We start from the raw sequence: 12,497 nt of genomic DNA on the forward strand, positions 1-12,497 counted from the left end.
GCGGCCCGCAACACCAACCTGACCGACAAGACCGGCCCGGTGCTCGCGCTCACGATGCCACCGACGTCGGTCCCAGTTCTGGATCGAGCGACTGTGAACTCATTCAGCGACCTGCTGTCCGGCCGGCCTCTCGTGGCGATCCTGCGCGGTGTCCCCGTCGCACGGGCCCTCGAAATCTCCACGGCCGTGTGGGACAGCGGCCTCGGCGTCGTCGAGGTGCCCATCCAGACCCCCGAGGCCGTCGAAGTGCTGCGCGAGCTCGCCTCGCGCGGCGAGCCGGTCGGCGCCGGCACCGTCCGCACGCCCGAACAGGTCGCCGTCGCGGCCGAGGCCGGGGCGGTGTTCACCGTCGCGCCCGGCCTCGATCTCGACGTCGTCCGGGCCAGCCACGACGCCGGACTGCCGCATCTGCCCGGCGTGGCGACCGCGTCCGAGGTGCACCACGCGCTCAGGGCCGGCTGCGAGTGGCTGAAGGCGTTCCCGGCCACGTCGCTCGGTCCCGGCTGGCTGCGTGAGATGTCGGGGCCGTTCCCCGAGGCACGGTTCGTCGCGACCGGCGGCGTCGGGGCGCACAACGCCCGCGACTACCTCGCCGCCGGCGCGGGCGCGCTCGGGGTCGGCGGCGCGGTGACCCGCGCGGGCGGCCTCGCCGAACTGCTGGCGGTGCTGCGCGACGGATGACGTGAAATTCGTCCGCGTCTGATGCGGCGGCGGGGGCTCCTGGCACCGGAGCCCCCGCCGTCCGTCCTCAGTGGACCATTACCGGGACCTGCTCCTCCGCGCCGGCGGTGCGGTCGGCCGCGGTGTTGCGGACCAGCACCACCACCAGGACGGCCGCGGCCGCCAGCAGGATCGCGCTCGCCGTGAAGGCCACGTTGTAGCCGTGGATCGCGGCGTGTGCCTGCTCCAGCGGGCCGGTGCCGTGGTCGGCCAGGTAGCCGGTCACCGCCGTGGTGAAGATGGTGTTCAGCAGCGCTGTGCCGAGGGAGCCGCCGACCTGCTGGGTCGTGTTCACCATCGCGCTCGCGACGCCCGCGTCGTGGTTGGCCACGCCCGACAGGGCGACGCTGCTCAGCGGGACGAACACCAGGCCCATGCCGAAGCTCATCGCGACGAACGACGGCAGGATGTGCACCGCGTACGACGAGTCGAGGTCGAGCTGCGTCAGCCAGATCATCGCCGCCGTGGCGAGCACGCTGCCGATCGACATCAGCACCTTCGGGCCGACGCGGGGCAGCAGCCGTGAGGCGATGACCGCCGCGGCGATGATGCCGCCCGAGAACGGCAGGTAGGCCACGCCGCTCTTGAGCGCCGAGTAGCCCATGGTCTGCTGCAGGTAGAACGTCATGAACAGGAACATGCCGAGCATGCCCGCGCCGAGCAGGATCGACACGAGGTACGACGCGCCGCGGTTGCGGTCGAACAGCACGCGCAGCGGCAGCAGCGGGTGCGAGGTGTGCGACTCCCACCAGAGGAACGCGCCGAGCAGGACGACCGCGCCGGCCAGCCAGCCGATCGTGACGCCCGAGCTCCAGCCGTCGTCGGCGGCCTTCGTGAAGCCGTAGACCAGCGCGATCTGCCCGGCGGTCGCGAGGATCGCACCCGGGATGTCGTACCGCGTGTCGCCGTGCGCCCGGCTCTCCCGCACGACGGGCATCGCCGCGAAGAACGCGATCAGTGCGATCGGGATGTTGACGAGCAGGCACCAGCGCCAGTTGGCGTACTCGGTGAGCAGACCGCCGGCGAGCAGGCCGATCGCGGCGCCACCGCCGGCGATGGCGCCGAAGACGCCGAACGCCTTCGCCCGCTCCCGCGCCTCGGTGAACGTCACCGTGATCAGGGAGAGCGCGGCCGGTGCGAGCAGCGCGCCGAACAGGCCCTGGAGGCCGCGGGCGGCGAACAGCGTGCCGGCGTTGACCGCGGCCCCGCCCAGGGCCGAGGCGCCGGCGAAGCCGAGCAGGCCGATCAGGAGCGTGCGCTTGCGGCCGAAGAAGTCGGCGATGCGCCCGCCGAGCAGCAGCAGGCCGCCGAAGGTCAGCGTGTAGGCCGTGATGATCCACTGCCGGTCGGCGGTGGAGATGTCGAGGGCCTCCTGTGCCGAGGGGAGCGCGATGTTCACGATCGTGGCGTCGAGCACGACCATGAGCTGCGCGATCGCGATGATCGCCAGCGCGATCCAGCGCTTCGGATCAGGAGGAACGGAAGCTGATTTACCGGATATATCGGGAGCGATGGACGCGCGCGATCCCCCGACGTCGTTCGACATGCATGCCTCCAGGGCAAAAAATTCTGAAACCGGGAAAATCCGGGCAGGGTGGAGCGGCCCGGCGGAGGCGGTGGATCAGCCTCGCGGGCGGCACGCTGTGCGTGTGGTCAGCAGCCCTGCCGCAGGATGGGAAGCAACACCCCGTCGATGGTGCGTGTCACGAACGCCTCGTCGAAGGGGCCGGCCCGCCACAGCCGCCGGCTCATCACCAGGGCGTGCAGGACCTCGTGCAGCAGCTCGGGAGTGCTGCCCTCCGGCAGCTCACCCCGCTCGACCGCACGCTTGATCATCGTTTCGTACATGGCGTGCTTCGTCTCGTAGACGCAGCGGCGCATGACCGCCGACAGTTCCGCGTTGTGCGCGGCCGCCGTCAGCAGGCCGGTGAAGACGGCGCCGTCGACGCCGTCCGCCACCGTGCACACCGTCGAGAGGTGGGCGACGAGGTCACCGCGGAGCGAGCCGGTGTCGGGCGGCTCCGCAGGTCCGCCGTAGCGGTGCTCGACCGCGTCCATGACCAACTCGGGCTTGTTGGGCCAGCCCCGGTAGATGGTCGCCTTGCTGGCGCGGGCCCGCGCCGCCACGGCGTCCATCGACATCCGGTCGTAGCCGACCTCCGCGAGTAGCTCGAAGACCGCTTCACAGATCGCGACCCTGCGGTCCGACTTCGACGCGGCGACGACCACCGGAACCCCCCTCCAGGAGCTGTACGGAACCGTTCCGTCTCGAAAATTACCCCAGCCCCGGCGTGGTACGAAACGGTTCCGTACACCTCATCTGTGAGGGAGGACACACCGTAAGTCGAGGAGCACATCGATGAGGCGGAAACGTTCGCGCAGGCCTCCCGCAACAAGCTGGTCTCGCTCGGCTTCAACTGACCGGCTGTCTGAACAGCCTTTTCACAAACGGAGGCCCCAGGTGTACCCCTGGCGCCTCCGCCCTTATCGTCAGGTCCATGGCAGAGCTGTCGACCGAACGGCGCATGTGGTTGCTGTTCGAGCCTGTGCACGCGGTCACGTACTTCGCCTCCGACGCGCTCGGCGCCTTCGAGGAGGCGGGCCTCCGCGGCTTCTGGCGCGGTTACTTCGCCGGCCGCTGCGCCCCGCTCGGCGCGGTCAACGCCGGGCCGGTGATCGCGGCGTTCTACGGCTTCGCGCCCCGCATGGTGACCCGCGCGCTGCCCGACGTCTGGACCCGGATCACCCCCGAGGCCGCCCTGGAAGCGCGCCGGATCGGCTCCCGGCGGACCCTCGGGAAGGCCGTCGCGGACCTGCCCGGGCGTGATGTCGCCGAGGCGGCCGGGCTCCTGCGCGCCGCGGCCGAGACGGTCGACGTGACCGGGCGCGTGCTCGGCGCCGCCAACGCCGCCCTCCCGTGGCCGGAGGACCCGGTCGACGTGCTGTGGCAGGCCGCGACCGTCCTGCGGGAGCACCGCGGCGACGGCCACGTGGCGGCCCTGCTCGTGGAGGAGGTCGGCGGCTGCGAGTCCAACGTCTGGCGGGTCGCCCTGCGCGACGGCGACGGGCGCGACTTCTACCAGCCGGCCCGCGGCTGGAGCGACGACGAGTGGGCCGCCGCGCTCGGCCGGCTGCGCGCCCGTGGCTGGGTCGACGAAAACGGCAAGGCGACCGGGGCGGCGCACGGTGCGTACGACACCGTCGAAGGCCGCACCGATCGGCTCGCCGCCGGACCGTGGAAGGCGCTCGGCCCCGACGCCACCGCCCGGTGCGCCGAACTGCTGTATCCGATCGCGGTCCGGGCGTCGCGGCTGCTGCGCCACCCGAACCCGATCGGACTGCCCGAGCTGACCTAGTTCGCGTACTCGGGGTGCTTCTTCAGGTACGCCACGATGAACGGGCACTGGGCGACGATCTTCAGCCCGCCGTCGTTCGCGAGAGTGAGCGCACCGGCGGCGAGCTTGCTGCCGACGCCCTTGCCCTCGAACTCCTTCTCCACCTCGGTGTGGGTGAAGACGATCCGGGTGGGCGCGCCCTCCTCCGGGTGCAGCCGGTAGTAGGCCGCACCCGCGAGGGTGCCGTCGACGCGGATCTCGAACCGGTGCTCGTCGGCGTTGTCGGCGACGTTGAAGTCCACTAGGACGCCTCTCCCCGAACGTCAGCGTGCGCCGCGGGGATGCTGCCGAGCCGACCGGCCTGGTAGTCCTCGAACGCCTGCATGACCTCGGCCTTGGTGTTCATGACGAACGGACCATACGCCACCACGGGCTCGCGGATGGGTTGACCGCCGAGGAACAGGACGTCCATCGTCGGGTGGCGCGGGTCCTGCTTGGCGTCGGCGGTCACCGTGATCGTGTCGCCGGCGCCGAAGACGGCCAGCTGGCCCAGCTCCACCGGGCGGCCCTTCACGCCGACGGTACCCGTGCCGGCCAGCGTGTACGCCAGTGCGTTGAAGTCCTTGCGCCAGGGCAGCGTGAGCGACGCGCCGGGTGAGATGGTCGCGTGGATGAGGGTGATCGGCGTGTAGGTGGTGCCGGGCCCGGCATGACCGTCGAGCTCACCGGCGATGACCCGCAGCAGCGAGCCGCCGTCGGGGGAGGTCAGCAGCGCGACCTGCCCGCCGCGGATGTCCTGGTAGCGCGGGGCGGCGAACTTGTTGCTCCGCGGGAGGTTCACCCACAGCTGGAAGCCGTGGAAGAGCCCGCCGCTGACCACGAGGTGCTCGGGCGGCGTCTCGATGTGGAGAATCCCGCTGCCCGCCGTCATCCACTGGGTGTCGCCGTTGGTGATGACACCGCCGCCACCGTTGGAGTCCTGATGGACGAACTCGCCGTCGATGATGTAGGTGACGGTCTCGAAGCCGCGGTGCGGATGCCACGGCGTTCCCTTGGGCTCGCCGGGCGAGTATTCCACCTCGCCCATCTGGTCCATGTGGATGAACGGGTCGAGCGCGCGCAGGTCGACGCCGGCGAAGGCGCGGCGGACCGGGAACCCTTCACCCTCGAAGCCTTTGGGCGCGGTCGTCACGGAGACGACGGGCCGCGGCTGCGCGGTGGTCGGGTCCGGCGTGGACACGCGGGGCAGCGCGAGGACGTTGTCGACGGTGATCGCGGGCATGTGACGCCTCCAGGTGAGTGGGCGTGTGCGGTACGCCTGTCACAACGGTACTTGCGTCAAAAGTATTCCGCAAGTCAACAATGTGGTCGTGCGTAGCGGTCGACCTCGGTGGTTTCCGTGGTCCCGGACCGGAAGCGTGGCCTACGCCGGTGACGGGGCCGTGCTGGAGCGGACGACCAGCTCGGCCGGCAGCAGGAGGTGCTCGGTCGGCGGAGGGGTGTTGTTGCGCATGCTGTCGATCGAGCGCGTCAGGGCGGCGGCCGCGGCGTGGCCCTTGGCGAGCACGTCCTGGCGGACCGTGGTCAGCGGCGGGCGCATGCGGGCCGCCAGCGGGCTGTCGTCGAACCCGACGACCGAGAGGTCCTCCGGCACCCGCAGGCCCAGATCCTGGGCGGCCTGGACGACACCCTGCGCGAGTGCGTCGGAGAAGCACAGGATCGCCGTCGGGCGATCCGCGGCATCCTGGGACAGCAGCATCCGAGCGCCGTCATAGCCGGACTCCGGCAGGCCGTGCGGCAGGCGGACGATCGCCGGCTCGATGCCGGCCGGGCGCAGCACGTCGAGCCAGCCCGCGATGCGCTGCTGGGCGACGTATCCGTCGATCATGCTGGTCTCGTCGGCGATCCGTCCGTGGGCGCCGCGGACGCCCGAGGTGACGATGCCGATGCGCCGGTGGCCGAGGTCGACCAGGTGCTGGGCCCCGGCTCGGGCGCCGGGCCGGTCGTCGACGTTGACGGCGGGCACGCCGTCGGTGGGATGCTGGTCGACGAACACCACCGGGATCTTGCGGCGGAGCAGCCAGTCGACCGCGGTCGACTCGGGGTCGCAGGAGTAGACGAGTGCGCCGTCCATCGCGACGTCGCGCGCCGGGATCACGTCACCGCTCGACACCGCCGTGAGCAGCGTCAGGCCGAGACCGGTGGGGGTGAGCTCCTCGGCGATGGCCCCGAGGAACGCGGTCGCGATCTCGTCGTTGAACGCGTCACGCAGCGACTCGGTCAGCAGCACGCCGACGGCGCCGGTGGTGCCCCTGGCGAGGGCCCGGGCGGCCGGGTCCGGCCCGACGTATCCCAGCTCGTCGGCGACCGCGAGGATCTTGTCGCGCAGCGTGGGGGAGAGCTGGTCGGGCCGGGAGAACGCGTTGGAGACCGTCATCCGGCTGACCCCGACCCGGTCGGCGATCGTCTGCAAGGTCACCCTCGCCACTGCCGCCTCCCTCCACGCAGGACCCTCTCGAGCACCTTAACCCGTTGCGAGATCAACCCTTCGGCCGCCGGTTGGCGGCCGGGCGGGCTGGACTTCATGATCCAGGGAAAGTTCTGGCTGCCTGGGCGACCGGAAGTTTCCCTGGATCATGAGTGAGGCCGACGCGGCCACCGTGGTCCACGCACGCGGCCGTGCGGCCGCCGCGGGGATCAGCGTGCGTGGCTGTAGTCCCGGGCCGCCGGGGCGATCGCCGTCGCGGCGCGGCGCAGGGCCGATGCCAGGGCCGCCCGGGTGCGGTACGCCTTCAGGGCCGGCTCGGGGTACGGCACCACGGGTGCGTGGGGCAGCGCGCTCTTGAACAGGAAGCCCTCGGCATCCGACCAGGTGCCCGGGAACTCCTTGGCCATCGCGGACTGCGAGACGATCATCGCGTACGGGAACATCGTGGGCCTCCTCCGCCCTCTCGCCGGACCTCTGTACCGGTACAGCGCCTATGCCGGTACAGTAGGCCGCCGGTCTGTACCGGTCAAGCGAATATCGGTCCCAGTGAGCGGCCTCACGGCCGGGCGGCGTCAGCGGCGCGGGCGCAGCGTCCTCGGAGCCGGGCGGCGGCTGGGCGCGGCCGGCCTTCGCCGGGCCGCGAACAACGTCACCAGCGCCGTCACGACGAGCACGCCCAGCAGGTACCACACCCAGGTGAACGACCGCGACGGTGCGGAAGGCGAGGGCTGGACCGCAACCGGCGGCGGTGCGCAGGTGGTCTCGTCGGGCGTGGCGGGACTGTCCGCGGCGGCCACCCGGACGGTGCCCTGGCAGCGGCCGATGGCCGGCGTGCCCATCTCGGCGACGACGGTCCACTCGCCCGGCTGGAGCGTGCCCGCGTACGCCAGCGCGTTACCCTTGCGCTGCAGGCCGACCGGGCCGACCCGCGTGCCGGACACCGACGTGGCCAGCATCGTCATGCCGACCGCCTCCGTCACCGGGTGGCCGTCCTGCCACGTCGCGGTGATCCAGACCGAGCCGCGCCCGTCGCCGTGGAGCGTGAGAACGACGCCGTTGTGCGCGTCGGCCGACTCGGCGAACCCGAAGACCGCGACGGCGACCGCGACCACCGTCGCCAGTAGAGCGGCCGCGGCCCGGCGCCACCAGGACGCCGGGCCGCTGACCTGCCGGAGCCGGTTCACGTGCGCTGCGGGATCCAGCTCTGGTACTTCGCGCCGTTCGGCTTCTGCAGCACCAGCAGACGGCTGCCGAAGTACGCGTTGTTGCCGACACCGACGACCAGGCCGCCCGGCGTCGTGAGCGCCACGCCGTAGTCGGTCTTCGTGACCGTCCACCGCAGGGCGCCGTCGCAGTCCTGCTGGACCAGCGTGGCACCGGCGGCGTCCTTGTTGCCGACCGTGGTCAGGCACTCGTCGGTCGCCTTCGAGCGGAGCAGGAACGCGCCGCTGGCCGCCGGTTCGAGCTTCCACTGCTGGTTCGCCCCACCGTGCCGGCGGTACATGATGATCGGCGTGCCCGGCGCGCTACGGGCGCCGAAGACGTCGGCGACCCCGCCGGTCAGGCTGTTGCCGAAGACCAGCCACGCGCCGGCCGTCGGCGACTGGGCGCCCGCGGTGCGCACCGTGACGGTGTCGGTCCATGGCGTCAGGGCGCCGTTCTGCACCAGCGAGACCCCGATCTGGTACGAGGTGTCGGGCCGCATGCCCACGATCCGGACGCCGGTGGAGCGGACCTGGCCGATCGAACGTCCATTCAGGACGATCGCGTAGCGGCTCCCGGCCGCGGCCGCGTCCCACGACAGGCGCACGGACGTGGCGTCGACGTCACTGGTCCGCAGCTCCTTCAGGCCGGTCGGCGGCTTCGTGGCCGTGGGCGACGGCGTCGCGGTCCTCGTCGGGGAGGGTGGCGCGGCCGTCGTGCGGCTGGCCGACGGCGACGGCGACGCGGTCGTCCGTGACGGGGACGGTGCGGCGGTCGTACGGGTCGGCGACGGTGACGGCGGCGGCGGGTTGGTCGCACCACCCGCGATCAGGAACTGGCTGTCGGCGACGTTCCAGTTGTTCGCGAGGTAGCTGCCCGGGCTCGGGTTGGTGTGGTAGTAGTCGTCGTGGTTGCAGTCCATCCGGTTCTCGTGCGCCCGGTCGGAGCACTTCACGCTCGTCGTCAGACCGCCCGAGTCGTTGTAGCACATGACGTCGTACTCATCGAGGCAGTGCCCGGCCTTGCTGGAGTTGGGCGCGTTGTTGTTGACGGCGCCGAGGTTGTGCCCGAGCTCGTGGGCCGCGACGCTCGGGGACCAGCAGCCGGAGTCGCTGCGGCCGTAGCCGGGGCCGCCGTTGCTGCGGTTGTTGGCGCCCGGCTGCGTGTCGCCCGCGAAGGTACCGATCCCGCAGTACACCTTGGACTCACCGAAGATCATGTACTTGCGGTCCGTGCGGTTGTACCCCAGGCTCTTCAGGCCGTTGATCGTGGCGTCGAAGGTGTTGAGGCCGCCGGCGGGCAGCTCGACCTCGCGGACGTCGACCTTGCAGTCCGGGGTGGTCACGAACCGCACGTGCCGCTCGCCGCCGGTCTCCTGGGCACTGGCGTTGTAGATGGTGTCGACGCCGGCGGACCAGGTGCGGAACGATTCGAGGTACTGGCTGAAGCGGCTCGCCGTGCTGGCGTCCCGCACGTACAACACCTGGACGCGCTTGCCGGAGACGCCGTCGCCGTCGCAGGCCACGCCGCTCGCGCCGATGGTGAAGGAGGCCGTACCGTCGGCCGCCACGGCGTCCGGCACCACGGCGAAGCCGCCGTCGCCGCCCTCGGCGACGCTCTCGTCGGCGAGCACGGTCTGTTCCTGCGGCGCGGCGGCCGTGTCGGTGGCGGGCACCGACTGGGCCGGCACCGCGTCGGCCACCGGCTCGACGTTGCCGCGCACGCTCAGGCCGGGCGGCGGCACGTCGGGGCCGTGGCTGCACTGGTTCCGCTCGGTGAGCACGTAGCCGCCGACGCAGGGCTCACCCTTCTTGGCCGGGGTCAGGCCCTGGTAGACGAGGCCTATCTCGGGGTTGTCGGCGGGCACGTGGGTGATGGCCGGCGGGCCGCTCTCCTTGAAGAGGGTCTCGAAGGCACCTGGGCCGGCGACCGCGACCCCCAGGGCCACGACGACGACCGCGCCGCTGATTGCGACACGGCGCAACAGCCGGGATGGCGCTTGCACGCTCGGTTCCTCCGGAGGGGAAGGAGGGAGAGGGGCGCGCGGCGAGGGCCGGCACAGGGCAGAGGTGCCGGACCTCGCCGCGCGCGGGACGACCGGCCATCGAGGGTGGCAAGGCGGGTGAGTGCCGGTCGGTCCACGTGGGAACGGGCTGACCATAGCGAGCCGTCGACGGTCCGTTCCAGCCCGAAGCACCCAATTAAGGAGGTTCTAACCGAGACTTGCTCCTGCGCTATGCGGCGCCCTGATCAGTGCCGTTCCGCCCGGTTGCACTGCGTGTGCGCGCGACTACGGCCATCGAGCGTTGTCGTACTCTGATGGCAGGCTGCGGGCATGTACGCACCCCTAGTTCGCCTTGCTATTGCGGCGGCGTTCCGACGGCTCGCGGGACAGCCGGCCGACGAGCCCGAAGCGGCTGGTCGTCGGCTGCTCCTTCGGCGCCGGGTCGGCGTCGGTCATGACGATGACGACGCTCGCCCCGCCGAGGGTGGCCGACGTGCCGATGTTGACCGTGCCGTTGCCCTGCACGGCGACCCGCCGCACGATGTCGAGGCCCAGGCCCGTGGAGCCCTGGTCGCTCTCGCCCCGCTGGAGGGCCCGCTCGGGGTCGGGGATGCCCGGCCCGCCGTCCTCGACGCGCAGCACGACGTAACCGTCGTCGCGGCGGGTGACGGCCACCTCGAAGGGGATGCCCTGGGGTGTGTACCTGATGACGTTGCCGATCAGCGCGTCCAGCGCGGCCGCCAGTTCGCTCTTCGGCACGGTGACCGGCGCCGGGTTGTCGACGCCGACCGCCTTGCAGTCGCGTTCCTGGTCGCCGGCGACCGCCGACCAGAACGTCATCCGGTCGCGCACCACCTCGGCGACGTCACAGCCCTGGTCGCCGGTGGAGGCGGCCGCCCCGTCGCCGCGCTCGCCGCGGTCCGGGGTGGGGGAGTGGGCGTCGATGGGCTCGCGCATGGCGCGGATCAGCTTGTCGATCTCGATCTCGAGCGCCGCGATCGCGTCCCGGATGCGTTCGGCGTCCTGGCCGTCGTCGAGGGTCTCGGCGTCGAGGCGCAGCGCCGTCAGCGGGGTGCGCAGCCGGTGCGACAGGTCGGCGACCAGCTCCCGCTCGTTCGACAACAGCGCGATGAGGCGGTCGGCCATGACGTTGAGCGCGAAGCTCGCCTCGGCCAGCTCGCGCGGCCCCTGCGGGTTGATCCGCACGTCGAGGTAGCCCTCGCTGAGCGCGCCGGCGGCACCGGCCAGCTGGCGTGCCGAGGCCGTGATCTTCGCGGCCAGCCGGTCGGCGACCCAGACCGAGGCGATGACCAGGCCGAGCGCGACGGCGCCGAGGGCCCACCAGGCGCCGGCCACGCCGTTCTCCAGCTCCGACTCGGGGATGAACACCTCGACCACGGCGGTGCGGCCCGAGCCGACGTCGACCGGTTCGAGATAGGAGAGCCCGTGCGACACCACGGCGATGACCGGCGCGGCCTGATCGGCGGCGCGGGACAGGTCGCCCGCCGTCGCGTGGCCGGTGCCGATCTCGGTGCCGTCGTCGGCGAGGTTGTGCACGGAGACGCGCGTGACCGCCGGGCCGCCGGTGCTGGCGACGGCCCGTTCGATCGCCAGCGGGTCGGTGGTCACGGTGAGGACCGCCACGACCACGGCGGTCTGGCGTTCGGCGTCGGCGAGCGCGCGCTCGCGGGCGAGCTGCTGGACGACGAGTCCCAGTGGGATCAGGAACGCGAGGGCCACCATGGTGGTGACCGCGGCGGAGACGTAGGCGAGCGTTCGCCTCAGCCCGGCGCCGCGAACTTGAAGCCGACTCCCCGCACGGTGTGCAGGTATCTGGGCGCTGAGGCGCTCTCGCCAAGTTTCCGGCGTAGCCAGTACAGATGCACGTCGATCGTCTGGTCCTCGCCCACTGAGGGTTGCCGCCATACCTCCTCCAACAGCTCACGGCGTGAGACCACCCGTCCGGGACGAGCGGCGAGGTACGCCAGCAGATCGAACTCTTTGCGGGTCAGCGTCAGCGGCTCGCCGTGCAGGTATGCCTGCCGCTGCCCGATGTCGACACGCAAGCCTCCCACTTCGATGGCGGTGGGTTCCTCGCGACTCGCCCGGCCGGTGCGGCGCAGCACGGAGGTCATCCGGGCGTCGAGGTGGGCGCTGGTGAAGGGCTTGATCATGTAGTCGTCGGCGCCGGCCTTCAGCAACCTGACGATCTCCGCCTCGTCGTCGCGGGCGGTGGCGATGATGATGGGCGTGTCGGCGATGCCGCGCAGCATGCGCAGCGCGTCGGCGCCGTCGAGGTCGGGCAGCCCGAGGTCCAGCACGACGAGGTCGGGCGTCTCCGCGGCGAACCGCCGCAAGGCCTCCAGCGCGGTGCCGACAGCATGCACCGTGTGCCCCCTGTCCGTCAGCGAACGCAGCAGAGCACCTCGCACGACATGGTCGTCCTCAACCAGCAGCACCGTGGCCATGCGATGAAAATACTGCCTCAGGCAAGAACCCTCCTCCACGGCCGATCGACGAATCCGACATGTCCGTTTTGCGTCGGCCGCCGGTGGCCCGGTTGCCGCGGTTCCCGGCTCGACCGGCCTCTGTCGGCACCCCACTCGCCGCGGGCTCGATCTCGACCGTCGCAGGGGCCGGCCCTGGCGGGGCGACCCGTGGCCTGCGCGGAGCGCTGGCCGTGCGGCGGGCGTCCGGCGCGTGCTCCCGGTGTCGGCGTGTGCTCCTAGTGCCGGATGTGCTCCCG

At 71.7% G+C, this 12,497-nt stretch carries 12 protein-coding genes; 2 read left to right on the plus strand and 10 right to left on the minus strand.

Features of this window, described 5'->3' with window-relative positions:
* The first annotated feature begins 93 nt into the window (after positions 1 to 93).
* The gene (locus Dfulv_RS10440) at positions 94 to 681 is read left to right on the plus strand and encodes a bifunctional 4-hydroxy-2-oxoglutarate aldolase/2-dehydro-3-deoxy-phosphogluconate aldolase (protein WP_259862521.1); all 588 of its coding nucleotides are present in this window, start codon (positions 94 to 96) and stop codon (positions 679 to 681) included.
* Between the two features lie 67 nt (positions 682 to 748).
* Here Dfulv_RS10440 and Dfulv_RS10445 read toward each other — a convergent pair whose 3' ends face one another.
* Together Dfulv_RS10445 and Dfulv_RS10450 are read right to left on the minus strand one after the other, a co-directional pair.
* Positions 749 to 2,266 carry an MFS transporter gene (locus tag Dfulv_RS10445; RefSeq protein WP_259862522.1) on the minus strand — a complete coding sequence of 506 codons (1,518 nt, stop codon included), beginning with the start codon at positions 2,264 to 2,266 and terminating at the stop codon, positions 749 to 751.
* 107 nt (positions 2,267 to 2,373) lie between these two features.
* Positions 2,374 to 2,949, minus strand: coding sequence for a TetR/AcrR family transcriptional regulator (locus tag Dfulv_RS10450; protein WP_259862523.1), 576 nt, complete (start codon positions 2,947 to 2,949; stop codon positions 2,374 to 2,376).
* A gap of 269 nt (positions 2,950 to 3,218) precedes the next feature.
* Here Dfulv_RS10450 and Dfulv_RS10455 point away from each other — a divergent pair, with 269 nt between their 5' ends.
* Positions 3,219 to 4,076 carry an SCO6745 family protein gene (locus Dfulv_RS10455; protein WP_406567956.1) on the plus strand — a complete coding sequence of 286 codons (858 nt, stop codon included), beginning with the start codon at positions 3,219 to 3,221 and terminating at the stop codon, positions 4,074 to 4,076.
* Here Dfulv_RS10455 and Dfulv_RS10460 read toward each other — a convergent pair.
* From Dfulv_RS10460 to Dfulv_RS10495, 8 genes are all read right to left on the minus strand, one after another.
* Positions 4,073 to 4,357 (minus strand): GNAT family N-acetyltransferase, encoded by a 285-nt coding sequence (locus Dfulv_RS10460; RefSeq protein WP_259862524.1) that lies wholly within the window; start codon positions 4,355 to 4,357, stop codon positions 4,073 to 4,075. The genes Dfulv_RS10455 and Dfulv_RS10460 overlap by 4 nt on opposite strands.
* On the minus strand, positions 4,357 to 5,337 hold the full coding sequence (locus tag Dfulv_RS10465; protein ID WP_259862525.1) for a pirin family protein: 981 nt from the start codon (positions 5,335 to 5,337) through the stop codon (positions 4,357 to 4,359). The genes Dfulv_RS10460 and Dfulv_RS10465 overlap by 1 nt, the downstream gene beginning before the upstream one ends.
* Before the next feature lie 141 nt (positions 5,338 to 5,478).
* Positions 5,479 to 6,543, minus strand: a complete 1,065-nt coding sequence (locus tag Dfulv_RS10470) for a LacI family DNA-binding transcriptional regulator (RefSeq protein ID WP_259862527.1) — start codon at positions 6,541 to 6,543, stop codon at positions 5,479 to 5,481.
* Between the two features lie 209 nt (positions 6,544 to 6,752).
* Positions 6,753 to 6,986 carry a hypothetical protein gene (locus tag Dfulv_RS10475; RefSeq protein WP_259862529.1) on the minus strand — a complete coding sequence of 78 codons (234 nt, stop codon included), beginning with the start codon at positions 6,984 to 6,986 and terminating at the stop codon, positions 6,753 to 6,755.
* 129 nt (positions 6,987 to 7,115) lie between these two features.
* Positions 7,116 to 7,727 carry a hypothetical protein gene (locus Dfulv_RS10480; RefSeq protein WP_259862531.1) on the minus strand — a complete coding sequence of 204 codons (612 nt, stop codon included), beginning with the start codon at positions 7,725 to 7,727 and terminating at the stop codon, positions 7,116 to 7,118.
* Positions 7,724 to 9,751 (minus strand): RICIN domain-containing protein, encoded by a 2,028-nt coding sequence (locus Dfulv_RS10485; protein WP_259862532.1) that lies wholly within the window; start codon positions 9,749 to 9,751, stop codon positions 7,724 to 7,726. Before Dfulv_RS10485 ends, Dfulv_RS10480 begins: the two co-directional genes overlap by 4 nt.
* Before the next feature lie 342 nt (positions 9,752 to 10,093).
* Complete coding sequence (locus Dfulv_RS10490) at positions 10,094 to 11,494, minus strand: sensor histidine kinase (RefSeq protein WP_259862534.1); 1,401 nt, start codon at positions 11,492 to 11,494, stop codon at positions 10,094 to 10,096.
* A 38-nt stretch (positions 11,495 to 11,532) separates the two neighbouring features.
* Positions 11,533 to 12,219 (minus strand): response regulator transcription factor, encoded by a 687-nt coding sequence (locus tag Dfulv_RS10495; RefSeq protein WP_259862536.1) that lies wholly within the window; start codon positions 12,217 to 12,219, stop codon positions 11,533 to 11,535.
* Positions 12,220 to 12,497 lie beyond the last annotated feature (278 nt).

Origin of the sequence: Dactylosporangium fulvum, assembly GCF_025137375.1 — a bacterium.
In the GTDB taxonomy this organism is placed as follows: Bacteria; Actinomycetota; Actinomycetes; order Mycobacteriales; family Micromonosporaceae; genus Dactylosporangium; species Dactylosporangium fulvum.